The sequence below is a fragment of the Hoylesella buccalis ATCC 35310 genome (assembly GCF_025151385.1).
Taxonomy (GTDB): Bacteria; Bacteroidota; Bacteroidia; order Bacteroidales; family Bacteroidaceae; genus Prevotella; species Prevotella buccalis.
Genome location: NZ_CP102287.1, coordinates 312,951 through 338,128 on the forward strand (window position 1 = coordinate 312,951; position 25,178 = coordinate 338,128).

At 41.3% G+C, this 25,178-nt stretch carries 15 protein-coding genes, 1 tRNA gene and 1 pseudogene; 15 read left to right on the plus strand and 2 right to left on the minus strand.

Annotated elements, in window-relative coordinates:
* Positions 1-87: 87 nt before the first annotated feature.
* From NQ518_RS01420 to NQ518_RS01440, 5 genes are all read left to right on the plus strand, one after another.
* Positions 88-639, plus strand: a complete 552-nt coding sequence (locus tag NQ518_RS01420) for a hypothetical protein (protein WP_227208564.1) — start codon at positions 88-90, stop codon at positions 637-639.
* Positions 640-846: 207 nt separating this feature from the next.
* Complete coding sequence (locus NQ518_RS01425) at positions 847-1,077, plus strand: DNA cytosine methyltransferase (protein ID WP_260107750.1); 231 nt, start codon at positions 847-849, stop codon at positions 1,075-1,077.
* Positions 1,078-1,126: 49 nt separating this feature from the next.
* A complete protein-coding gene (locus NQ518_RS01430; RefSeq protein WP_260107767.1) occupies positions 1,127-1,909 on the plus strand; it encodes a DNA cytosine methyltransferase in 783 nt (260 codons plus the stop codon).
* 6 nt (positions 1,910-1,915) lie between these two features.
* Positions 1,916-2,356 carry an ATP-binding protein gene (locus NQ518_RS01435; RefSeq protein WP_227208565.1) on the plus strand — a complete coding sequence of 147 codons (441 nt, stop codon included), beginning with the start codon at positions 1,916-1,918 and terminating at the stop codon, positions 2,354-2,356.
* A gap of 82 nt (positions 2,357-2,438) precedes the next feature.
* Positions 2,439-3,602, plus strand: coding sequence for an IS4 family transposase (locus tag NQ518_RS01440; protein ID WP_227208633.1), 1,164 nt, complete (start codon positions 2,439-2,441; stop codon positions 3,600-3,602).
* A gap of 285 nt (positions 3,603-3,887) precedes the next feature.
* Here the strand turns inward: NQ518_RS01440 and NQ518_RS01445 are convergent, their stop codons facing one another.
* On the minus strand, positions 3,888-5,048 hold the full coding sequence (locus tag NQ518_RS01445) for an IS4 family transposase (protein ID WP_309565639.1): 1,161 nt from the start codon (positions 5,046-5,048) through the stop codon (positions 3,888-3,890).
* A 146-nt stretch (positions 5,049-5,194) separates the two neighbouring features.
* Between NQ518_RS01445 and NQ518_RS01450 the strand changes: the two are divergent.
* The 5 genes and pseudogenes from NQ518_RS01450 to NQ518_RS01470 all read left to right on the plus strand — a co-directional run.
* Positions 5,195-6,382 (plus strand): annotated as a pseudogene (locus NQ518_RS01450) (hypothetical protein); the annotation flags it as partial.
* 746 nt (positions 6,383-7,128) lie between these two features.
* Positions 7,129-10,401 (plus strand): SusC/RagA family TonB-linked outer membrane protein, encoded by a 3,273-nt coding sequence (locus tag NQ518_RS01455; RefSeq protein WP_374211145.1) that lies wholly within the window; start codon positions 7,129-7,131, stop codon positions 10,399-10,401.
* Between the two features lie 26 nt (positions 10,402-10,427).
* The gene (locus tag NQ518_RS01460) at positions 10,428-12,122 is read left to right on the plus strand and encodes a RagB/SusD family nutrient uptake outer membrane protein (RefSeq protein ID WP_227205685.1); all 1,695 of its coding nucleotides are present in this window, start codon (positions 10,428-10,430) and stop codon (positions 12,120-12,122) included.
* A 416-nt stretch (positions 12,123-12,538) separates the two neighbouring features.
* Positions 12,539-15,820, plus strand: coding sequence for a SusC/RagA family TonB-linked outer membrane protein (locus NQ518_RS01465; RefSeq protein ID WP_227205683.1), 3,282 nt, complete (start codon positions 12,539-12,541; stop codon positions 15,818-15,820).
* Between the two features lie 19 nt (positions 15,821-15,839).
* Positions 15,840-17,621: a RagB/SusD family nutrient uptake outer membrane protein gene (locus NQ518_RS01470; protein WP_227205681.1), complete on the plus strand. Its 1,782-nt coding sequence runs from the start codon at positions 15,840-15,842 to the stop codon at positions 17,619-17,621.
* A 322-nt stretch (positions 17,622-17,943) separates the two neighbouring features.
* Here the strand turns inward: NQ518_RS01470 and NQ518_RS01475 are convergent.
* Positions 17,944-18,016 (minus strand) — tRNA-Pro (locus tag NQ518_RS01475).
* A 177-nt stretch (positions 18,017-18,193) separates the two neighbouring features.
* On the opposite strand from NQ518_RS01475, the gene NQ518_RS01480 reads away from it, so the two are divergent.
* From NQ518_RS01480 to porW, 5 genes are read left to right on the plus strand one after another with little or no spacing between them, the layout of a single operon-like run.
* Positions 18,194-19,342, plus strand: coding sequence for a zinc-dependent metalloproteinase lipoprotein (locus NQ518_RS01480; RefSeq protein WP_227205679.1), 1,149 nt, complete (start codon positions 18,194-18,196; stop codon positions 19,340-19,342).
* An 8-nt stretch (positions 19,343-19,350) separates the two neighbouring features.
* Entirely contained in the window at positions 19,351-20,619 is a 1,269-nt protein-coding gene (locus NQ518_RS01485; RefSeq protein WP_227205699.1) for a 3-phosphoshikimate 1-carboxyvinyltransferase, read from the plus strand.
* Between the two features lie 5 nt (positions 20,620-20,624).
* Positions 20,625-21,014, plus strand: a complete 390-nt coding sequence (locus NQ518_RS01490; RefSeq protein WP_227205677.1) for a hypothetical protein — start codon at positions 20,625-20,627, stop codon at positions 21,012-21,014.
* Between the two features lie 2 nt (positions 21,015-21,016).
* A complete protein-coding gene (locus tag NQ518_RS01495) occupies positions 21,017-21,847 on the plus strand; it encodes a metal ABC transporter permease (RefSeq protein ID WP_227205675.1) in 831 nt (276 codons plus the stop codon).
* Positions 21,828-25,178, plus strand: coding sequence for a type IX secretion system periplasmic lipoprotein PorW/SprE (gene porW, locus NQ518_RS01500; protein ID WP_459554059.1), 3,351 nt, complete (start codon positions 21,828-21,830; stop codon positions 25,176-25,178). Before NQ518_RS01495 ends, porW begins: the two co-directional genes overlap by 20 nt.

The following is a 25,178-nucleotide window of genomic DNA, read 5'->3' on the forward strand; positions in this document are numbered from 1 at the left end:
GAAATTCGCATTAAGAAGTTATACCATCGAAGAATTGTTGTTAGAGATTTTAACGGTAAGTTTGATAAGACAATTCAATAGAAAATTATGAATAAGAACATAAAGATGATTCTCCTGTTAATATTGCTATTTGTAATTTATAGTTGTACTACAAATACGGTTAAAAAAGAAAGTCTTTCGGGAAATTCTCAAAAGGATAGTATTTCCACAAAGTATGATGACTCTATTGTAGTGAGGAGCCATGTAGACAAAACAATAGGAAAGGAATTATCATTATGGATGCATAATAATTCAAATAAACCTATTAGACTGAAAAGAGAATACCAGATACAGGTTCTTGAGGACAGTACTTGGCTTACACTTGTAAAAGCACACTTGGATGCAGAGCCATCGATACATCCAAAAGATACTTTAACCGTCAAATTTGATTTAAAGATTCCTCAAGTAAGTAGAAATCTTTTAAAAGAAAAAATAGGAAGGTGGACATATTCTCACAAAGAGACCTATAGAATTATCAATATCATATATGTTGATAATCCAAAAGACACGTTACCCATTAAAACGTTATTTAATACGGGTAATCTTAACTTTGTATATGGAGGGAAAAAACATGGAGTGATAATTACCGAACTCCATTAAACAATCATAGTGAGCTAGAGTCTATATAACAATAAAAGAAATATGGTCTATCACTAGGTTTTAGATTCGATTTTATGTATATTTGCAATGAAATATTGATTAAAATGGTCATAGGTGGCAAATAATATAGGCTACGGAAGTTTATATCCTTATTTTGAGGATAAGTATATGATTTTTATTAAAACATTTTAAATGCGGTAAAAATTAATGGAAGTAAATATTACAAAATATAAGGCAATTGATTTCTTTTGTGGCGGAGGCGGTATGACATGCGGACTTCGCCAAGCTGGTATAAATGTTATAGCTGGAGTTGATTTCGATAAGGATGCAAAAGAGACTTACGAGTATAATAATCCAGGTGCAGTCTTTATCCAATCAGATATTAAAGCGTTGCACTGTAATTATTTTGAAATAAACTTCAATTTACAAAAAAAATGACGACAACTTAATTTTTGTCGGATGTAGTCCTTGCCAATTTTATAGCATAATACGTTCCGATAAAAACAAATCAATTCAGTCAAAGGACTTATTAATTGATTTTGCCCGCTTCGTTGATTATTATAAGCCTGGATATATTTTAGTAGAGAATGTACCTGGAATTATAACTCATAGAGATAGCATATTGCCAGATTTTCTTGGAAAGTTAAAAGAGATAGGATATGGCAAAATCGTATATCGAGTTGTAAATATGAGCAATTACGGCATACCGCAAAGTAGAAAACGTTTTTCATTAATAGCCACTCGATTAAAAAATACAGATATTCATTTGCCCGCTCCCGAAAAAGAAAGCAAATTACTTCGTGACGCCATTGGACCGCAAAACGGATTCCCAAAGATTAAAGCAGGTCATAGAGATTTGAGTGATTTTAATCACACAGCAGCAGGATTGAGTGAAAAAGGATTGCGTCGTATGGCAAAAACGCGACATAACGGAGGTGACAGATTGGGCTGGGCAAATGATTCGGAATTACAACTCAAATGTTTTATAGGGAAAGATTCCTCTTTTAAAGATACATACGGGCGAATGAGTTGGGATAAACCTGCTCCAACGATTACCACTAAGTTTTTCAGCATTTCGAACGGACGTTTCGGACACCCCGATGAAGATAGGGCTGTTTCTCTGCGTGATGGAGCAACTTTACAAAGCTTTCCAAAAACTTACGTTTTCAAAACTAATGGCATTGCTGCAACCGCTAAACTCATTGGTAACGCCGTGCCTCCAGAATATGCCAGAAGGTTAGGTGAAGTAATAATTAAAAATTCTATTTAAAGCCATATGAAACATCATTTTTCCGTTACACCGAGAATCATTGCACATTTCGGAGAAGACTTGATTAAAAATGAAAGTATTGCCATTCTTGAATTGGTGAAAAATTCGTATGATGCTTGTGCAACAGAATGTAAGGTAGAGTTTTATTCTGAAAATAAAGTACTTAAAAAGATAACTATTTCGGATAACGGATGCGGTATGAATGCCGATATAATAAAAAACGTTTGGCTTGTTGTTGGAACCGATTACAAAAAATCCACTAAAAAGAATGAATGTGGGCGATATCCGTTGGGAGAGAAGGGAATCGGGAGACTCGGCGTTCATAAATTAGGACGAGAAATCAGAGTCTTTTCAAAAACGACTCATGAAAATGAAGTTGAATTGTATATTGATTGGTCTAAATTCACTAATGTCCCGTTAAGGTGGGCTAATCGCTCTTTGAATTAATTGAAATACAGTCTATTAGGTGGTGTTTTGAAATGAAACGGACTTGATTTCGTAACTTTGCAGTCAAATTTAAATGACTGTTATGTTCCAAGACAAATACGTTTTTGCCCAGCTCACCGCTTTTTTGAACAGAACTCAGTTTAACAACTATGTTCGCAAGTATGATGGAAACCGCTATGTGAAGCATTTCACTTGTTGGAATCAGTTGCTTGCTATGATGTTTGGTCAACTGAGTAATCGAGAGAGTTTGCGAGATTTGATAGTTGCTTTTGAAGCACATAGAGCAAAGCAATACCATCTTGGATTAGGGCGTAAGCCTATTGCGAAAACGACATTTGCTTCAGCCAATCAGAATCGTGACTACCGTATCTTTGAAGACTTTGCTTTCTATATGATGGAGCAAGCCAGAAAGAAACGGGTAACGGATGTCTTCAAGTTGAAAGGCAATGTGTATGCCTTCGACTCAACGACAATTCCTTTGTGTTTGTCAGTCTTCTGGTGGGCAAAGTTCCGTAAGAAGAAGGGAGGGATAAAAGCACATGTGTTATATGACCTCGAATCTCAGGTTCCTGCTTTCTTCCATATCTCTACAGCATCCATTTACGACTCAAATTCCATGAAGGAAATTCCTTATGAATCAGGTTCTTACTATGTATTCGACCGTGGATATAATGCATTCAAGGAACTTTTCAAAATACATCAGCATGAATCGTTCTTTGTTGTGCGAGCCAAGAAGAATCTGCAATACAAATGCTGTAAATGGAGACGCAGGTTGCCAAAGAATATATTGACAGATGCTGTAATTGAATTCATTGAATACAATTCATACCGAAAGTATCCAGAGAAACTCAGACTCGTCAAATTCTATGATGAAGAACAAGACAGGGAGTTTGCTTTCCTAACCAATGCCTTTCATCTTACAGCACCTGAAATCGCCAATCTTTACAAGAATAGATGGCAGATAGAGCTGTTCTTCAAATGGCTAAAGCAGCACCTCAAGATCAAGAAGTTTTGGGGTACTACAGAGAATGCTGTGAGAATCCAAATTTCATCGGCAATCATAGCCTATTGCCTTGTTGCTATCGTACAACATGATTTTCAACTTAAGCGATCGACTTATGAGGTTCTTCAGATTCTAAGTATTTCGCTTATGGATAAGACACCACTCGTAGATCTCTTCGAAAGGACTGATTTCAATAATGTCAAAGAACTCGATTGTCCCCTCTTTCCGGGGTTATTTGATTAATATTTAACTGGTCCCGATTTTAACGGGACACTAATGATTTGTAGTAATGAAAATATTTTCGAGGGCTTGCCGAGGTTTGAAGATATCATAGAAAACGGAGGTCTATATTTTGGTTGCTGTGTGTTAAAAGGTAACTATATTAGAGACTTTAAATCACTAGTGTCCGGTTAAAATTTCCAGACTATCATTTATTTCATTAATATTCAATGAGATACATCGATTTAAAAATTTTCCGATTTGATTTCTTATCTTTGTACTGTCTCATCACTACTGTCCGGTTAAATTTTACCAAAGCGAAAGCTGGCGTTCATTTTCCGCATTTTGATTAATAATTGTTTTATCAAATAGTTCATTCAACGGAGTCCTCTCAAAGAGAACTTGTCCGATGACGTTAGAGTATATGTAAAGATTTTGCTTAATATGATACATCTTCAAAGCAATAATAAGAAGCAGATAATCGCAGATAGCTATCCATATTTGCGTAAAGACTGCATTCTGGGTTGTTCCATAGAACGACTTGATATGCAAGTGCTGCTTAATCCATTTGAAGAACGTCTCAATAGTCCAACGCTCTCGGTAGAGTTCTGCAATGGTAATCGCTGGAAGGATGAAGTCATTAGTCAAAAATCGATACACAACGTTCTGAGCATAGTCTTCATATGTAACCAATCGCAATACGTCTGGATATTTCTTGGCAGTAAAGAGACCAGTGAGACTGATAGTTTCATCAGAGATGACACCAGTCTGCCTATCAACCACTCTTGTCTCGAAAACATTGTACTTCATATTATCCTTAGCTCGGGTAACAAAGTATGCATGTTGTTGTTGAAAGATTCGGAACAGCCGATCAAAATCGACATATCCTTTATCCATAAGGTAATAGGCGCCTGTTTCGATTGGCAGCATATCCATAGCTTGGCTATCATGTACATTGCCGGGAGTAAGGAGAACAAAGTTAGGTATACTGTTCTTAACATCAACCAAGGTATGCATTTTGAACGCCCCTTTATCATGATGGAATTTTGCCCAAGGACAAAGCTGCAGACAAAGATTAATGGTACTACTGTCAAAAGCATAGACCATGTTGTCGATGTTCAGACGGTAATAATTATCCTTATAAAGGGTCTTAGCTCTATCGACAAGTATCATTGCATAGTCTTGATAAATACGCCAGTTTTTCTTTTCGTTCATATCAGCAAGAGTAGATTTTGGCATGATTTTCAACCCCGCATGGTACAATTTGGAGTTGAATGCGGTAAGTTGAGCTTCTATACTTCGAAGACTTGCACTGCTAGTAAATTGAGCATAACTCATGACAAGAAACTGATCACGGCAAGTGAAACGTCTTGCATGAAAATCCCCTCGATATTTGTCAACACATTTCCTGAGCTCGTAATCAGGGATGAGAGACATCAGTTGCGAGAGTACAGTGTTTCCGACATTCATATCCTGTGCTATCTTATATATGAGACAGTACAAAGATAAGAAATCAAATCGGAAAATTTTTAAATCGATGTATCTCATTGAATATTAACGAAATAAATGATAGTATGGAAATTTTAACCGGACACTAGTGGAACAATTTTTTTAATTACATTGGTGTTGCCGATATCGAGCGTGTACATTCATCCATTATAGCTTGGATGTTATCTGAAAATTGCCATGCTTTTTCTCAAACAGTAAAATCAAAGATACTTCGTCAAATGTTTGGCGTAGATGAAAACAACATTACCTATCCCAACATTGGAACTCAGGTTGAAAGCAATCACATAGATATTGTGTTTACAACAAAACAGAATGATATGATGACGTTGTGGGTAGTAGAGAATAAAATCAAGTCCTTAGAACATAAGGTCAAAAGCGGGAAATGGCAGACAGAAGAATACGCTGATAAGATTTTACAGAAAAACGGTGAAGGGGTGAATCATTTTGTTTTATTAAGCCTTACTGGGGAAGATGCAAAATCAAATGAAATTAAATGGCATTCTTTAAAATACGAGGATCTGTACGATATTTTCAACAAGGCGGAGCGAGCAACTGATGATAATCAAGTAACAAATCGGCATATAGTAATCGTGGATGAATATTTAGATTCTTTACGCAATATTATCGACAGTTTGCAAAAATATTTAGATAGCCCAGAGCAATACCCTCAGATTTTTCATAAGCTACCTAATCGCGACAAGGAAAATCTTGACAAATATCGAGCAACTACTCAATTTGTACTTTCGAATAATTTAGAAAGTATCTTTCAAATTGCTCTATATCATAAAATTGTTACATGTATCAAGAGCCGTTATGATGGTAAGTGCGAGGATTTGAAAGAATATAATATAGCTGGATCAGCAAGAAATGGAGATGCAGAAATTATATTTAAAGCTCAGACCATTGGACAAGTAGATACTGACAAAATAACAATTGCCATCAGTTTCCAATCAGGAACATATAAAATAGCAATTGCAGCTGACGCTGCCTATCAATCGAATAATAAGGACCGTTGGGATAAATGTCTTGAAATAATAAGCTCGTATGGAATTGAAGAGAAAAGAGGAGGCTGGAAATTCATTAAACCTAAAACTGGTAAATATGGTAAAAAGCCACGCGTATCCATTACAAAACAATTAGTCAATAAATCAAAATGGCATGAGGGCAAGATATATCAGGAATTAGTGGACATCATGTGTGATGGTTTTAATGAAGCTTTGGAAAAGAAGAAACAAATTCTAAGGCTAATCAATTCTAAGCCTGAAAACAAAATTTGTTATGAACAGAATATTTGAATTTTGTAACTAATTGATAAATAATATCGGGTATCTTTACTTGGGATTCTGTCCTTTTTGTTGCCTTTGTTTTGTAAACATCACAGCAATAAGATAAGGATTACCCCAGTTCGGGTTAAGCCCGTCCCTATTTTGACAAGTTAGGAGCATTGTTCCTTGTTAGAGTCATGTGCATGATAATACATCCCACTCTATCATGAATGGGATATGATTTAGACAAAAAATGTTGCTTAAACCCAAATCGGTCATTAGAAAATGACAAGAAGCTTTTTCTAATGGCCGATTTGGGTTTACTCCGTGCTATTGCTCAAATAAGCCTTTTACATTGCATTCGTAGGGAATGATTGTCGCATGTTTGCCTATCGTTTTTTTCTATTTCATCAATTTGTAAGTAAACTTTTTTTGTCATTTATTTGGACAAAACAGCACCTGATGATGAAGAATAATGTGCATAAACTTGCCTCTTCAATGCGCATTTAAATATTATTTATGAATTGGGAACGTAAATTAATTTAAATAAAATTTGTATTTTTGATGTGATATCACTACATTTGCTGTGGAAGTAATTGCTATGGTACAGGGTGAACCAGATAAGCCTCACAACTATTCACGCGTTACCCCCTTACTGCGAAAAATATTCAAAGCAGATATATATTATTATTAACTTAAATTTTGGGTCTATGAAAACAAAGAATTATCTATGTGCGATACTTATGGTCGCCGGTAGTGCTTTTGCGTCCCAACCGATGTTGGCATCAGCAAGTGATTTGAACTTGCCTGGTGTGATGATGCAACAGCAAGCCGTTCGTGGTATTGTAACCGATGCCCATGGCGAGCCGATTGTAGGTGCCACGATTGTTGTGGTTGGTAAAACCACAGGTGCCATTACAGACACAAACGGTCGTTTTACACTTTCTGTAGATGCTGGTACTCAACTTAAAATTTCTTACGTTGGGTACAAAACGGTAACGCTTCGCGCAAAAGACAACATGCAGGTAGCGCTTGAGGAAGATGCCGGACAGCTTTCAGAAGTAGTTGTTGTGGGTTATGGTACACAGAAGAAAGCCAACCTGACAGGTGCAGTCTCGACGGTTGACTTGAGTAAAACCATGGCAGGCCGTCCTCAACAAGACGTAACGAAAGCCCTGCAAGGTGCAGTGCCAGGACTAACCATTACCTCATCGAATGGTAGTATTAACGGGCAAGCATCTATGCGTATTAGAGGTGTAGGTACCTTGAGTAACAAGGCAGTGAGCAATCCGCTGATTGTCGTAGATGGCGTGCCTATGGATGACATCTCATTCCTGAACACACAGGACATTGAGAGCATCTCAGTGCTGAAAGATGCCGCATCCACTTCTATCTACGGAACACGAGCTGCTTTCGGTGTTATCCTGATTCAAACCAAGGGAGCACACCCTTCAGAACGTACAACTGTTACCTATAACAACAACTTCTCTTGGGATCAAGCAACCTATTTGCCAGACTATCCCGATGTGCCGACGCAACTTAAAATGGCTTTGGAAGGCAAGGCGAATGCAGGTCAGTACGAGGTAGAATTGTTTGGTATGTACTTCGATAAACTTCTTCCTTACGCTGAAAAGTGGAAAGCACAGAATGGTGGCAAGATTGGTTATGGCGAGATGAGAAAATATGTCAGTGACGATAATGTGGGTGATTATGCCATGGTAGGTGCCACACCTTATTATTATGCAGACTGGGATATCAAGAAAATATTTTTTAACAATGCTGCACCTTCACAGAGTCATATACTCTCAGTACAAGGCTCGTCTGGTAAAACCAATTATTACTTGTCATTTGGCTATGATGAAAAACAGGGGTTGATGAAAATACATCCTGACAAGTTGAATAAATACAACGCATCGGCTAATATTACGAGTAATGTCACTGATTGGTTACAGATAGGTGCACGCATCAATTTCACGCGCAAGATGTACAAACGTCCTGACACCTGGTCAAGTACCTATCAATATTTGTGGCGTTGGGGATCATTCTTTATCCCTTCAGGAACAATAGATGGATTGGATCAGCGTGTGATCGCCATGCAGAAGCAGGCATCTGATCGTCGTACAACGGTTGACTTAACCCGCTTGAATACTTTTGCAAAAGCCAATTTAACCAAAGAGTTGACCCTGAATGCTGATTTCACCTATATGATACAGAACATGAATAGTGGCTCTGAAGACTTCTCGGTATACGGCATTAACTGGGGTGGAGTGAAGCCAGGATATATTGTAAACCCAAGTCAAACTACCGTTTGGCGTGACAATTCAAAGAGCAATACTTGGACCCTCAATGCTTATATGGACTATGATAAGAGTTGGGGAGACCATCACTTCAAAGCGATGGCTGGTGTGAATGCTGAGAAGACTGACTATATTTACCTGTATGGAAAGCGTAGTGGCTTGTTCGATGAGCAAATGCCTGAATTGAATTTGGCTTCACAAGAAGGACAAGATATTAGTTGGGAGCACTCAGCAAGGGCTTCTGCAGGTTATTTTGGACGATTGAACTACGATTACAAGGGCATCTATCTCTTAGAACTGAATGGTCGTTATGACGGTTCTTCACGCTTCCCTCACGATGATCATTGGGCATTCTTCCCATCAGCTTCGGCTGGTTATCGCTTCTCCGAAGAGGCTTATTTTGAGCCTTTGAAGAAGGTAGTGAGCAACGGTAAGTTGCGCGCATCGTTTGGTGAAATTGGTAATGAGGCCATTGGTAATTACATGTTTGAAGAACTTATCAATCAAACGGGTTCACGTTATGCGTATTGGGTAGAGAACAACGCTGCCAATGCTAATAAGCTGACCATGTATAATATGCCAAACTTAGTTGCTAATTCCTTGACATGGGAGCGCATTCGCACTATTGACTTAGGTTTGGATTTAGGCTTCTTCAATAACGAATTGATGATGGGCTTTGACTGGTTCCAACGTGAAAACCGAGACATGTTAGCCCCATCGCAAGTCTTACCTGACGTATTAGGCGCCGCTGCACCTTATCAAAATGCAGGAACGCTGCGCACACGTGGCTGGGAATTTAATATCAACTGGAATCACACCTTCGGAGAGGTGAATGTATATGCTAACTTTAACTTGAGTGATTCTAAGACTACGGTACAAGAGTGGCGCAATGATGCGAAGCTGTTGAATACCAATTACTCGGGTAAGGTTTATGGTGATATTTGGGGATTCGAGACTGATAGATATTTTGAAGAATCAGATTTCACGGGACGCAATGCCGATGGTACATGGAATTATGCACAAGGCATCGCTTCACAAAAAGGTTTGGAGAAGGGCTCTTTCCATTATGGACCTGGTGATGTTAAGTTTAAAGACTTAGATGGCAGCGGCGTTATCGATGGTGGTAAAGGCACTGCCGGTGATCATGGCGACCTGAAAGTGATAGGAAACTTCTTGCCTCGTTACGAATATAGCTTCCATTTAGGTGGTAATTGGAAGGGATTCGACTTGGATTTGTTCTTCCAAGGTGTTGGCAAGCGTGATGCTTGGACTATCTCATCGCTTAACTTCCCGTTGATGCGTAGTGCAGACTTGGCATCTTATGCACATCAGGATAGTTATAACAGGGTGCTTTATTCGGATGATTGGAAAACGATAAAGGGCTATGAGATAAATCAAGGTAATCGATACCCGCGTTTGTTCCCAGGAAATGATGGAGGCGGTACGGTATCAGGTATTAGCAACGGATCGAATAACTATTATCCACAGTCACGCTATCTGACGGATATGTCGTATCTACGATTGAAGAATATCACGCTTGGTTATACACTTCCTACAGCCCTGACACAGAAGGCTTATATCCAAAGAGCACGTATTTACTTCAGTGGTAATAACTTATTCTTGTTACACAAAGGACACGATTTACCTGTAGACCCAGAAGTGAACACGGGTGATGGTGAGAGTTACGGTGGCTGGGGACGTACAGCACCCATCACGCGTACATTCTCTTTTGGTGTTCAAGTAACCTTATAGTGTATAATTCCTAAAAATCAGCAATTATGAAAAAGAGCATTATTTTAGGTATTGGTTTGATAGTGGCGATGTCGAGTTGTAATGACTTCTTGGACATCAGTCCGTACGACACCTTTACCAATACCCCAACATATTGGAGTAATTCCAGCAACTTAGACAACCAGTGTAACCACTTCCTGAATAACTATGTAGGTTATGGCAACGCTGGCGGTGGTGGATGGTTCTATTTTAAGACCTTGAGTGATGACCAAGTAAGTTATCACGATAACTTGTGGTCTTACACCAACGTGGTTTCTTCTTCAGGTAACTGGTCAAGTCCATTAACAGAAATACGACGCGCCAACTATATCATCCAGGGTTTGAAATCCTCTACGTTGTCCGAAACTGTGAAGGCAAGTTATGAAGGCATCGCCCGCTTGAATCGTGCCTGGCAGTATTATCAGTTCGTAAGAGAATATGGAGATGTGCCATGGGTAGGTCATGTGGTGTCAACTGACGATAATGACGTGTTGTATGGTCCGAGAGTAGATCGCGATATTGTCATGGATAGCGTATTAAACGATTTGAATTTTGCAGCCAAGTACATACAGGGAAGCAACAAACAGCGCTTTACGGCCGATATGGCATTGGCAATGAAAGCGGATGTTACTTTGTTTGAAGGAACCTATTGTAAATATCGTACTGCTAAAGAAAATGCTGGCAAAGGTCCGGATGTGGCACGCGCCCAGAAGTATTTGAATGAGTGTGTATCGGCTTGTGAGGCATTGATGAAGAAGAGATACAAGCTCAATGATTCCTATCAGGGTATCTATAATTCGATAGATTTGAGTAATAATCCTGAAATTATCTTCTACAAGCCTTATTCTCAGAACGTTTTAATGCACTCAACAGTCGATTATACTTTGAATACCAGTGGTACACATGGCATGACGAAGGATGCCTTTGATGCTTATTTATTCTTGGATGGAAAGCCAAAGGCAACAACGGCATTGGATAATACCGATGCAGTACAGGCAGATGCGAATGGTGTATTTAACATCAATTCTTTGCTCGCCGTACGCGATAAGCGTTTAGCTGTAACTATAGATACGGTTTTGGTGTTTAAGGGAAAGCCTTATTCGCGTGCTGGTTCGAATGAATTTACTTCGACAACAGGGTATGGTGTAGCCAAATATGATAACCCTAAGGAAATGACTACCACTGACCGAAACAACATTGGTAAGCAATATACCGATTGTCCTATCTACTGGTTGTCAGTGATTTACTTGAATTATGCGGAAGCAAAAGCTGAGTTAGGCAATCTAACCCAAGCAGATTTGGATAAGAGTGTGAACCTTTTACAGAAGCGTGCAGGCTTGCCAAATATGACAACAACGCCAGAGGCTGACCCCGCTAACAACATGAATGTTAGCAACTTGTTGTGGGAAATCCGACGAGTACGCCGTTGCGAGTTGATGTTTGACAACTGGTATCGCTATTGGGACTTGATACGTTGGCATCAACTTGATTTGTTAGATTCACAAAAGCATCCCAATATCTATCTTGGCGCTAACTTAAAGTATTTGAAGAATCCTGAAGTTGATGTAAATGCCGATGGATATATGATTGGTTCGAATACTTTGAAGCAGATTCGTACCTTTGACAAAAAGCATTATTTCTATCCTGTTCCGACAGGACAGATAACACTGAATAAGGAATTGAAACAGAATCCAGGTTGGTAATTGGTGCTTGATTGTAACGAGTGTTACATCTCATAGGTAGAGCCACACAAGTTCTTACGATAAAAAGAATTTGTGTGGCTCTTTAACGTTGCCTCCAATGTTGGATGCTTTCCATGTTTCTGCAAAGTTGGCGTAATGGACATTTGGTAGACTGAAATAGCCAGCCTACCAAATGTCCATTACGCATAAACTTGCCTCTCCAATGCGCGTTTAAACATTATTTATGAATTGGGAACGTAAATTAATTTAAATAAAATTTGTATTTTTGATGTGATATCACTACATTTGCTGCGGAAGTAATTGCAATGATACAGGGTGAACCAGATAAGCCTCACAACCTATTTCTATGCGTTAACCCCTTACTGTGAATAATATTCAAAGTAGAGATATATATTATTAACTTAAATTTTGGGTCTATGAAAACAAAAAATTATCTATGTGCGATACTTACCGTCGCAGGTAGTGCTTTTGCGTCCCAACCGATGTTGGCATCAGCAAGTGAGCTGAATTTGCCTGGTGTGATGATGCAGCAGCAAGCCGTTCGTGGTATTGTCACCGATGCCCATGGTGAACCGATTGTAGGTGCCACGATTGTTGTGGTTGGTAAAACCACAGGTGCCATTACGGACACAAACGGTCGTTTTACACTTCCGGTAGATGCTGGTACTCAACTTAAAATTTCTTACGTTGGGTACAAAACGGTAACGCTTCGAGCAAAAGACAACATGCAGGTAGCGCTTGAGGAAGATGCCGGCCAGCTTTCAGAAGTAGTTGTTGTGGGTTATGGTACACAGAAGAAAGCCAACCTGACAGGTGCGGTGGCTAATGTTGATGTAAAAGAAGCCATTGCCAGCAGGCCAATTACAGATGTAGGTAAAGCTTTACAGGGAGTTACGCCGGGATTGACCATTACAAATAAGATAGGAGGCGTAGGAACAGAATCCACCATTAAACTTCGTGGTTCGGTAGGTTCTTTAAATGCAACAAGCGGAACGTCTCCTTTAATTTTGGTTGACAACGTTGAAGTGCCCAGCTTGAATCTGGTCAATCCAGATGACATCGAAACCATATCTGTGCTTAAGGATGCCTCATCTGCTTCTATTTATGGAACACGAGCAGCGTGGGGCGTTATCTTGATTACGACAAAACAAGGCGCTGCCAATGATAAAGTAAGAGTGTCTTATTCTAATAATTTTGCATGGAACACACCGACCGTCATGCCCAAATTGGCTTCCGCCTCTGATAATGCTGACTATATCTGGAGAATCATGCAGTCGGAAAAATTGACTCAGAAGTCCAATATTGGCTATACCATAGACCAATATGCCATCAATAAAATCAAAGAATGGGAGCAGAAATACGGCGGTATGTCGCAAGATGCATTGGGAGAGATGCAGGAGGGCCGCGACTTTGAGATTGTTAATGGCAAAACGTATTTTTACCGTTCTTTCGACCCAGTGAAGGAATTTACCCACAAGTGGACACCACAACAAAATCACAGCCTGTCGATAACTGGAGGGAACAAGAACACGCAATATAATATCAGTTTGAGCCGTTTAGGTCAAAAAGGCGTTATGAAATTCAACACTGACAAGTATGACAGGTACACATTGCACAGTAATATTACTACAGCAATCACTAAATGGTGGAAAGTACGCACCAACATATTGCTGACTCGTTCTAAAAATGAGGAGCCTTACCGCTTTACATCCGGACAGTATGATGCTTGGTTCTATTTGTTGCGTTGGCCTCGTTGGTATCCGTACGCCGACTACAAAGGAAAGCCTTTCCGTTCGGCGGTAACAGATATCAAAAATGGTAATCGGGAAAGCGTCACGTCAACCTACGTCCGTGCGAACTTGGGGACGGAGTTGAATCCAATGAAAAACCTGTCTGTCAATTTTGATTATACATTTTCGTATGCTAATGATGCACAGAAGCGTAATGGAGGAACAGTTTATGCATACAACATGTTTGCAACCTCTCCTTTCAACAGCTTTGAACAAATTTACTCCAGCTATCATGATGCCGTAACACAAAACAGCATGTATACCACGCAACATATTTTCAAAGGATATGTAACTTACCAGTTCAACTTGTTAGACAAGCATAATTTTAAGTTGATGGGTGGTTTTGATGCGGAAAAACGTGAAAGTCTTGGACATCACTCTAAACGGCAGGGATTGATAAGTCAAGACCTTCCTGAAATAGCACTTGCTTCAGGTGATCAGTATTCATTTGAAAGAGGTTCAAGCTATCATACCCATTTCGCAGCAGCAGGTTTCTTTGGGCGTATTAATTACGATTACATGCAAAGATATCTGTTCGAGCTGAATGCTCGTTATGATGGTTCGTCTCGTTTCCCCGTTGGAAAGAAGTTTGCTTTCTTCCCCTCTGCATCTGCAGGATGGCGTATGTCAGAAGAAAAATTCATGCATTGGGCATCGCCTGTGTTGTCTAATCTGAAATTGCGTGGATCGTGGGGTACCATAGGAAATCAAGATGTGGCACCTTATTCGTTTATGTCTGTAATGGCGATGAACTATTCGGGTTGGGTAGTCGGAGGTAAAAATATGGCTTCGCTGAATACTCCTTCCGTTATATCTCCTACGTTAACATGGGAACGAGTTACAACGTTAGATTTCGGTGTTGATGCTGCATTTTTCGACAATGATTTGAAATTTACGTTTGATTGGTATCGTCGTGTAACATCTGACATGCACACCGCGGGAGAAGCCTTACCTGCTACGTTTGGAGCGAAAGTACCAAAAGTTAATTACGGAGAACTTACTGGCAAAGGTTTTGAATTGGGTGTTAATTATCAGCATTTATTCAAAAATGGTTTAGGTGTTTCGTTGGGGGCATCATTGTCTCATGTAACGGAAGAGATTACTAAATTTAACGCCCAAGACCGCAATATCTATGGCAATTACCAAGGTAAGAGGTTAGGCGAAATATGGGGCTATACATCCGATAGGTTGTTCCAAAAAGATGACTTTGACGAGAGCGGTAAACTCAAAAAAGGTATCGCCTCGCAAGCCTTGTTTGAAAGTGGAAACTTCAAATTTGAACCTGGAGATGTAAAATACAAAGATTTAAATGATGACGGTAAAATAACATACGGAAAAAACACCGTTGAAGACCATGGAGATTTGTCTGTTATTGGTAATGAGCTTCCAAATTTTGAATACAGTTTCAACTTAGGAGCATCATATAAAGGATTTGATGTCAACGTTTTCTTCCAAGGTGTAGGAAAACGCGACTATTGGCCAACTGGTGCTGTAGGTATTGCAGGAGGTGGCTCTGGATATATGGATGCTGCCTTTGATCATCAAATGGATTATTGGACGCCCGAACATACCGATGCGTTCTATCCACGCCCCGTTAACATGGCATGGACATCAAATGGTAAAAGCTATTTGCGGCAGACTCGATTCTTAGAAGATATGTCTTATCTACGCTGTAAAAACATTACAGTGGGATATACGTTACCGACAAAATGGGTACAAAAGGCATATTTCCAAAGCTTTAGAATATATTTCAGTGGCGAAAACTTGTTTGAGTTTGATAACATGAAATTGCCGTTAGACCCTGAGTCAACAAATTATAAAGCCGGCTATGGAAACAGTAGCTGGTCGTTTGGTAGAAGCTATCCATATACAAGGACATTGTCTTTTGGTGTACAAGCTGTATTCTAACCCTTAAAAAGCAAATAATATGAAAAAACAAATATTTGGATTGGGAGTATTCCTGATATCCATTACATTGACATCATGTAATGATTTTCTGACATTGGATCCACTGGATACCGTGAGCTATTCTCCGGAGTTTTGGGATAAAGAGTCGAACATTCGGTTGTCGACATTAGATTTTTATACCACTTACTTCCCTGGATATAGGTCGGGATGGTCGCGTGCTGATTGGTTTGCCGATACCAATGTTGCAGACTGGACAGACGACATCGCACAATTGAAAGCAACATTCTTTACAAAGGTCGCACCGGTATCAACAAGTGGTTCTGGTTGGAACTTTGATAACGTTCGTGCGTTAAACCTGCAAATAAATAGCATTGAAAAGTCGGCCTTGAACGAAGAAGCGAAGAAGCACTGGTTGGGCGTAAGTAGATTGTTGCGTGGAATGGAGTATGCTTCGTTAGTTGAAAAATTTGGAGACGTTCCTTATTATGCAGATACGATAGCGCAAAATAATTATAATACACTTTACAAAGCACGGGATCTGCGTACGGTGGTAATGGATAAAGTGTTAGATGATTTCAATTTTGCTGTTGAAAATATTCGCGTATCCGATGGCAAGGCCGGATTGACAATCAACAAAGATGTAGCGAGAGCTTTTGCGTCGCGCTTCATGTTGTTTGAGGGTACATGGCAAAAATATCGGGAAAAGAATAACGAAGCTGCAAAAAAATACTTGATGGCTGCGAAGATTTTTGCAGAGTCCATCATGAATGAGGGCAAATATAAATTGTGTAATAATTATAAAGACTTGACCACGTCTATGGATCTCGCCGGTAATCCGGAAGTCATTATGTACCGTGCTTATGTTGAGTCGATTGTAACACACAGTTTGATGGCATTCCAAAACACAGAACACGAGGAAAAGGCACCTTCAAAATCCTTGATCGACTCCTATCTAACCAAAAACGGTCTTCCTATAGGTCAAAGTGGTAACAATATGTTTAAGGGCGATAAATGGTTCTATGACGAAATCGCTGATCGTGACCCTCGCCTGTATGCCAATATTGATACGACGGGACTTTTTTTGACGGGTGTTGTAGATGTTTGGGCTGTTTCTGGCTATTTTGGCAACCGCTTTGTAAATGAATCGCTAAAATACTTGCCTGGAGGTAGAAGCAGCACTTGCATTACGGATGCTCCTGTTATGAAATACAATGAGGTGTTAATGAATTATATTGAGGCGGCTGCCGAGTTGTCTACTTTGGGCGCATACAATTTGACGCAAAAAGATTTTGATAAAACGATAAATGTTTTAAGAGATCGGCCGAGCACCTCTATGCCTCATGTAACTTTAGATGGTGGGCAATTGAAGGTAAACGGTGTTGTCATCAACGATCCTAAACGCGACCAAGATGTTTCGCAATTGTTGTGGGAGATACGTCGTGAGCGGAGAGTTGAGCTGGTTTTCGAAGGAATCAGGTTCAATGACTTGCGCCGTTGGAGTAAACTTAATTATGCTGACATGAGTCTGAATCCCGATTTGAATAGAGGGGCATGGGTAGATAAAGATAGATATGTACAATGGTATAATGCCAAATATCCGAATAAGAAACCGTTGACTGTTGAGAATTTGAAAGGCGTACATCTTGACGGAGGCGGAAACAGCGGGTACATTTTGCCAATCAAAGATAAGGGCAAAATGCGTACTTATTCAGAGAAAGACTACTTGTATCCTTTGCCCAAGGATCAAATCACATTGTATGAGTCTCGCGGATTTAAGCTTCCACAGAATCCTGGTTGGTAGACATGAGTCCTGACTGAGAGATTTTAAGCTTATTGCAAGAGTTTTTCGTATTGCCACTTACCATTCTGTTCAAGTAAATATGAATCGTCGGAATGGTGAGTGGCTTTTAGTTTTATATCATCCATAAGGGTTCCTTGTAACTTACAAGTGGTTGTAATTAGATTTCATCAACTCAATGACAAACAATGGTATATATGCTACTCTCGTAGTAGGGCTTAACCCGAACTGGGATATTATTACCCAATTTCAACAAAACCTGCGATAGTAAAACGGAAAAGAAAAAAGAGCTGTAATCAATGATTAACAGCTCTTTAATTTTATGTCGGGATTACTGGACTCGAACCAGCGACCTCGCGCCCCCCAGACGTGTGCGCTACCAACTGCGCCAAATCCCGATCATTTTCTAAAAGTGCTGCAAAGATAGTGACTTCGTGGCATATCTGCAAATTTATGTTTCCTTTTTTTGTTTTAAAATGTTTAATTTACATGGATTCATGTAGATATCGTTTAAAAGCGTTTGCCTTCACTCATTTTTTTTAGTAACTTTGCATGAATCAATAGAGATTATTTTCATGCAACGATATACATATATTTTTCTGTTGTTTTGCTTCACGTTTTTTTCTTGCAGTCAAGATGATGGGCTGGAGCGGAAAACGCAGAATGTGGTAGTGGATGAGGATGATGACGATACGCAGACGACAATTGATGACGAGTATGTCTATCGGCTGCCCATCATCTTCCACGTTTTGTACCAGAATGCTGAAGATGCCACACAATATGTCCCGGCTTCACGTTTGCAAGCCATTGTGAAGAATGTCAATGAGTTGTTTCAGGGTGATGTCTATGGGAAAAGTGAGCGCATACGCGTGCATTTCTTTCTGGCACAATATGATGAGTCTGGTAAGAAACTGGTAACCCCTGGGGTGGAATATGTGAAATATACTGGTGCTTATCCCATCAATCCCAAAGAGTTTATGAATGACAATTCGGGAAAAAATGTCAAGTATATCTGGGATCCCAATGAATATATCAATGTGATGCTGTATCATTTCACGAAAGACAAAGATGGACAGACTTTGGGCGTTAGTCACTTACCGTATGTTTCGAAGAGTGATTCTACCATCTCTGGTCTTGAATCTGTTCGTCAAAAACATTTGACCAAGCGCAACTTGAACTACGCTTATTGCTCTTCTATCAACAGCACTTACATCAATTCAGAGTCCACCCGCTATGTCTTAAACGACAAAGGACGTAGAGGATATCAATATGTTTCCACCGATGTTAACGTGACCTTGGCGCACGAATTGGGGCATTACTTAGGACTGTATCACACGTTTTCAGAGAACAAGGCTCATGGAGGTTATGAAGCTGTTGATGATTGTCACGACTCTGACCACTGCAAGGATACACCTTCCTATAATAAGGTAGCGTATGATAGCTGGTTGAATGACTATTTGAAGAATGCTCCCAGCAAGAACATCGACATTAAAGAACTGGTGAAAAGGGAAAATTGTGAAGGACAACAGTTTGAATCAACTAACATCATGGACTATGCCATAGGATATGGTTTTTGCTTGTCACCTGACCAAAAACATCGTATTCGTCAGGTGTTGTATTATAGTCCGTTGATTCCAGGCCCAAAGAAAAACAGGTCAACCAGCCGAGCTGCCAAGGAGGAGAGTGACGAGGTGTTAGATCTGCCCATACAAACAATTAATTAAAGGTGAAGATGACACAATATGAAATCACGGCACCCAGCCGTTTCAACCATACCATCAAGTTGCCTGCATCTAAAAGTGTGAGCAACAGGACATTGATCATCAATGCTCTTTCGGGTGGAAAGATTAGTCCCGAGAATCTCTCCGATTGCGATGACACGCAAGTTGTCATCGATGCTCTCAAGGACATGCCGCGGGTGATAGATGTCAAGGCGGCTGGTACAGCCATGCGATTCCTGACGGCTTACTTAGCTGTCCGTGGGGGAGAGCATGTCATCACGGGAACTGAACGGATGAAACATCGCCCTATTGGGCCGTTGGTAGATGCTTTACGCTATTTTGGTGCGGATATTGAATATACCGAACAAGAAGGTTTTCCGCCACTACGCATTCAAGGAAAACCTTTAAAAGGCGGTTATCTGGAGATGCCAGGCGATGTCAGTTCGCAATATATTTCGGCCTTGTTGATGATTGGGCCCGTGTTGAAGGATGGACTTGAACTGAAACTGACGGGAACATTGGCTTCGCGTTCCTATATCGATCTGACGCTATGGACCATGCAGCAGTTTGGTGCAGAGGCTGAATGGAGCGACATTGACACGCTTGCTGTCAAGCCAACTCCCTATCAACCGCACGAATATTACATAGAAAGTGATTGGAGTGCGGCTTCGTATTGGTATGAAATTCTGGCCTTGTCCAGTCATCGTGACAACACGTTCATGTTGAAAGGACTTACCGATGGATCGAAGCAAGGCGACTCTGTGGCGCGATATCTTTTCTCCTTGCTTAGCGTCAAGACTACTGTAGAAAATGGTGAAGACCCACGTACGGGGGGCATTCGTATCACGCGACATGTCAGAACGTTGCCGAAATTGGAATACGATTTCATTAATTCGCCTGATTTGGCACAAACATTCGCAGTATGCTGTGCGGTTCTCGACATTCCATTTCTGTTTACGGGCTTGTCTTCTTTGCTGATTAAGGAAACAAATCGCATTGAGGCTTTGAAGACTGAGCTGCGCAAGTTGGGATATGTCATCAAGGATCAAAACGGCAGCGAGCTCTTCTGGGATGGTGAAAAATGCGAACCTACTTTTGAACCCATTGATACATACGAAGACCATCGCATGGCCATGGCCTTCGCGCCAGCAGCGATTAAGTTCCCTGGTCTGCGCATCAATCATCCGGAAGTCGTGTCAAAGTCTTACCCGCATTTTTGGGATGACATGCGTCATGCAGGTTTTCAGATAAAGGAAATCAATATGGTTCATCATATTTAGCCATTATGACAGTTATACTTATCCTATTGGGTTTAATCCTGCTGGCCGCTCTTTTTGGTATCTTTGCTACTAAACGTGGTGAGGACAAAGAACCAGTTCACATGCCAACCAGTTCATGTGCCACCTGTAATGGCGTTGACGAGATGTGTGAGCAAGTGTGTATGATGGAGGCTGCAACGAAAGATATTGAATACTTTGATGACGAAGAACTGGACCGCTTTAAAGGAAAACCGTCTGATCAGTTCACGGATGAGGAGGCCAATGAATTCGCCGAAGTGCTGTACTCCATGAAGCAAGAGGAAGTGAAGGATTGGAACAGAAGTCTCATATTGCGGGGCATCCACCTTCCTAACCAACTAAAGGACGAGGTCATCATGCTTATTTCTAATCAATAGCCATGAACATACTGCATTATACGTTTTTTCAAAACGCCCTGTTAGGTTCACTTTTGGCCAGTATCGTGTGTGGCTTCATCGGTACATACATTGTGACGCGCCGACTGGTGTTCATCAGTGGCGGCATTACGCATGCTTCGTTTGGCGGTATTGGCTTGGGGGTGTTCTTAGGTTTCAATCCCATCCTGTCGGCCATGCTGTTCGCCATCTTCAGTGCATGCGGCATTCAGTGGATGTCAAATCGTAGTGATGCGCGTGAAGATTCTGCCATTGCCCTGTTCTGGACTTTTGGTATGAGCGTGGGTATCATCTGTTGTTTTTTGACACCGGGATTCATGCCCGACCTTCCCTCATTCCTTTTTGGCAACATTTTAACTATTTCTCATGGTGATCTGTTGTTGCTTGCCGTGCTTTCTTTGCTGTTGCTCGCCATATTCACATTGCTCTTTCGTCCTATTTTGAGCGTTGCCTTTGATGCATGTTTTGCCCGTTCGCAAAAGCTCCCCGTATCAGCCATCGAATACATGATGATGATATTGATCGCCATGACCATCGTATCCACCCTCCGTATGGTTGGAGTTGTCTTGGCCATCAGTTTGTTGACCATTCCCCAGATGACAGCCAATCTGTTTACATATAGCTATAAACGCATCATCGCATACAGCATTTTGTTGGGTTGGGTGGATTGTTTGTTGGGCTTGACGTTCGGTTATATGCTGAACATCCCATCTGGAGCTGCCATCATTTTTGTCAGTATCATCATTTATGCCTTGCTAAAGGCAATAAAAGTCCTTATATTCAAGTTTAACCAACGTGAGGTCTCACCATCTTAAAAATATCACTTTAGCCGTGCCTTTGATAGCCTTATTGCTGTCATTGGTGGGTTGCTCTACGCAGAAAAACACTGCCAAGAGTAGATGGTGGCATTCGTTTACCACTCGGTATAACATCTATTACAATGGTTCGGTAGCCTATATTGATGGCTCATTGGAGAAAGAGAATGGACATCGAGACAACTTTACCGAAATGCTTCCTCTCTATCCTGTCGGAAATAAAAAAAGCCGTGAACTTGGTAAGGCTAACTTTGACCGCGCTATTGAGAAATCTCAGAAGGCAATCAAGTTGCATAGCATCAAGCGTAGACCTGAGTGGAATCCAGGAAAGCGAAAGACAGAGAAAGATCGTGAGTGGCTGAGTCGGAAAGAATACAATCCTTTCTTATGGAAAGCGTGGATGCTCATGGGGCGTTCGCAATTCCATTCGGGTGCTTTTGATGAGGCTGCGTCAACCTTTTCCTACATGAGTCGTCTGTATCAGTCGCAGCCTTCCATCTATGGTCGTGCACGAGCCTGGCTTGCTAAAAGCTATATTGAGCAAGATTGGTTGTACGATGCCGAAGACGTCATTCGCAACATGCAGCGCGATTCCATTCACTGGCAGGCGCAAAAAGAGTGGGATTATACCTATGCCGACTATTATCTACACACGAAGGAGTACGATAAAGCCATTCCTTATCTCCGCAAAGTCATTAAACACGAGATGCGTCGCAAGCAGAAAGCCCGCCAGTGGTTCCTGTTAGGACAGCTCTATGAGGCCGTTGGAAACAAGGAACAGGCTTACAAGTCATACCAGCGAGTACTTAGACAGCATCCCCCTTACGAGGTTGAGTTTAACGCTCGTGTTGCCATGACCGAAGTGATGGCGGGTACACAAGCCAAGAAAATGATTGCCAAGTTGCGTCGAATGGCGGTCAACGAGAACAATAAGGACTACCTGGATCAGGTTTATTATGCCATTGGTAATATTTATTTGGCCAAGAAAGATACCCTCCAAGCTATCGATGCGTATGAGAAAGGAAACAAAGGTGCTACCCGCAGCGGCATTGAAAAAGGTGTGTTACTGCTGAAACTTGGTGATCTTTATTGGGAACGTGAGAAGTATAACGACGCCCAACGGTGTTATGGCGAAGCGATAGGACTGTTGGACAAAGAGCGTGAAGATTATGAAGAGCTATCTTATCGATCGAAAGTTCTTGACGAACTGGTGCCTTACACCGATGCTGTTTCGTTGCAAGATTCCCTGCAAGCACTGGCCAAACTGCCTGAACCAAAACTTTATGCAGCCATCGACCGTGTCATTGATGCGTTGAAGAAGAAAGAAAGAGAAGAGGCTGATCGCCTGGCTGAGCAGAATGGTCAAAACTCGATGGCTGGAGGGGATGACAGTTATTTCGACAACCAACGAAACACTCCTTACCGACCACCCACGCCAACCCCTCAAAAGCAAGGTGATGGCCAATGGTATTTTTATAATCAAATGGCTGTTAACCAAGGCAAGACCGCTTTTGAACGATTGTGGGGAAAGCGTGAAAACGTTGACAATTGGCAACGAACTAATAAAACGGTGGTGTCGTTTGGCGATACTAACCAGATGACAGAATCACAACTCGATTCCCTACAACAAGCGGAAACGGTGACAGATTCACTCAGTCAGGTTCCCGATAGTGCCCAGAACGACCCGCACAAGCGTGCCTACTATTTGGCGCAGATACCGTTTTCTGCCGAACAAGTTGCGGCCAGCAATCTCCAAATCATGGATGGATTATTTCACTCGGGGGTTATCTTTAAGGATAAACTGGACAATTTGAAGTTGAGTGAGAAGGCTCTGCGGCGGCTGGTTGATGGCTATCCTTCCTACGAGCATATAGACAAAGCTTATTATCACCTGTTCCTGTTGTATTCAAGGCTGGGGCAGTCGGGTGTTGCCGCTCGCTACATACAGCTGCTCAAGGCACAACATCCGAAAAGTGAGTGGACCGTTCTTCTCACCGACCCTCATTTCCGTGAGAACGCGCAGTTTGGTGTGCAACTTGAGGATTCCCTCTATGCGGCCACCTACAATGCGTTTAAGGCTGATCGCTACGATGAAGTGCGCGGCAATACGCATCTTTCATCAACCCGCTTCCCATTGGGTGCCAACCGTGACAAATTCCTTTTCATCGGAGGTTTAAGTAAGTTGAACAATGGTGATGCTGACGGTTGCTTGGCCGATATGCGGAAGCTGGTGGAACAATTCCCCGAGAGTGGCCTCAGCAACATGGCTGGCATGATTATCAATGGTGTACAGGCTGGCAGACGATTGCACGGCGGTAAGTTTGACATGGGCGAAGTGTGGTCGTGGCGTTCTGCGGTGTTGAGTGACAGTGACTCTATTGCATCCCGTCAGTTCAGTAACGAACGAAACACGGACTTCACGTTCATGCTCGTCTATCATCCTGATTCTGTTCAAGAAAATCAATTGCTCTACCAGGTGGCCAAGTACAATTTTACCCGTTATGTGGTACGCAATTTTGATGTTACTATTGATGCAGATGCAGGTTTGCACTTGATGAAGATAGCCGGCTTCCGTAATTTTGACGAGGCTTTGCAGTATGCTCGTGCGTTCCATCGCCAAACCAATCTCACTTCTCTCGTGGGTAAGGCGCGTTCGTTTGTCATCAGCGATGCCAATCTTCAGTTGCTGGGCACCACATTCAGCTATGATGATTATGACCGATACTATAACAAGCACTTTGCACCTTTGAAGATAAGTACGTTCCAGCTGCTCACAGAACCGGCTGAGGTACCTACCGAACCGCAGCGCAAACCATCGGTAGAAGAGATAGACCACCTGCTGGATGATGGCATCTTTATAGACAATGGCCTCGAAATTGAGCCGATAGATCGTGGAACTATCATTGTTCCGCAAGAGGAAGAAACGAAACAAAACGAACAAGGTGGCACGGTGATTCCAACTGTAACACCCTTGCCAAAGACGCAAGACAAAAATGTTCCTCTGCGCGAAACCATACTTCGGCTTCCTGCCAACCAGGATAAAAAGCAGCAAACCACTCCCCGTGAGCAACCTTTAAAGGTACCTAACGCCAAGACACCAGCCGTGAAGCCGAAAACGCAAACGCAACCTAAGACGGTTCCCAACAAGCCACAGCCGCAACGTCCTGGTGAAACGATTATTTATTTTGAGAACACTCCAAAGGAAAAGTCTCAAAAGAACAATCAGAAAACACCCGCCAAACCGGCTTCTAAGGATGAAAAGGCAAAGAAAAAAGCTGAACCAAAGGTCATCGACTTAGGTGATGAATATTATGATTTAGAAGGATTTTAA

What these genes read in the sequence shown, in the direction of transcription:
- NQ518_RS01420 (WP_227208564.1), top strand. Translation starts at nt 88, where the DNA reads ATGAATAAGAACATAAAGATGATTCTCCTGTTAATATTGCTATTTGTA.
- NQ518_RS01425 (WP_260107750.1), top strand. Translation starts at nt 847, where the DNA reads ATGGAAGTAAATATTACAAAATATAAGGCAATTGATTTCTTTTGTGGC.
- NQ518_RS01435 (WP_227208565.1), top strand. Translation starts at nt 1,916, where the DNA reads ATGAAACATCATTTTTCCGTTACACCGAGAATCATTGCACATTTCGGA.
- NQ518_RS01440 (WP_227208633.1), top strand. Translation starts at nt 2,439, where the DNA reads ATGTTCCAAGACAAATACGTTTTTGCCCAGCTCACCGCTTTTTTGAAC.
- NQ518_RS01445 (WP_309565639.1), bottom strand. Translation starts at nt 5,048, where the DNA reads ATGAATGTCGGAAACACTGTACTCTCGCAACTGATGTCTCTCATCCCT.
- NQ518_RS01455 (WP_374211145.1), top strand. Translation starts at nt 7,129, where the DNA reads ATGTTGGCATCAGCAAGTGATTTGAACTTGCCTGGTGTGATGATGCAA.
- NQ518_RS01460 (WP_227205685.1), top strand. Translation starts at nt 10,428, where the DNA reads ATGAAAAAGAGCATTATTTTAGGTATTGGTTTGATAGTGGCGATGTCG.
- NQ518_RS01465 (WP_227205683.1), top strand. Translation starts at nt 12,539, where the DNA reads ATGAAAACAAAAAATTATCTATGTGCGATACTTACCGTCGCAGGTAGT.
- NQ518_RS01470 (WP_227205681.1), top strand. Translation starts at nt 15,840, where the DNA reads ATGAAAAAACAAATATTTGGATTGGGAGTATTCCTGATATCCATTACA.
- NQ518_RS01480 (WP_227205679.1), top strand. Translation starts at nt 18,194, where the DNA reads ATGCAACGATATACATATATTTTTCTGTTGTTTTGCTTCACGTTTTTT.
- NQ518_RS01485 (WP_227205699.1), top strand. Translation starts at nt 19,351, where the DNA reads ATGACACAATATGAAATCACGGCACCCAGCCGTTTCAACCATACCATC.
- NQ518_RS01490 (WP_227205677.1), top strand. Translation starts at nt 20,625, where the DNA reads ATGACAGTTATACTTATCCTATTGGGTTTAATCCTGCTGGCCGCTCTT.
- NQ518_RS01495 (WP_227205675.1), top strand. Translation starts at nt 21,017, where the DNA reads ATGAACATACTGCATTATACGTTTTTTCAAAACGCCCTGTTAGGTTCA.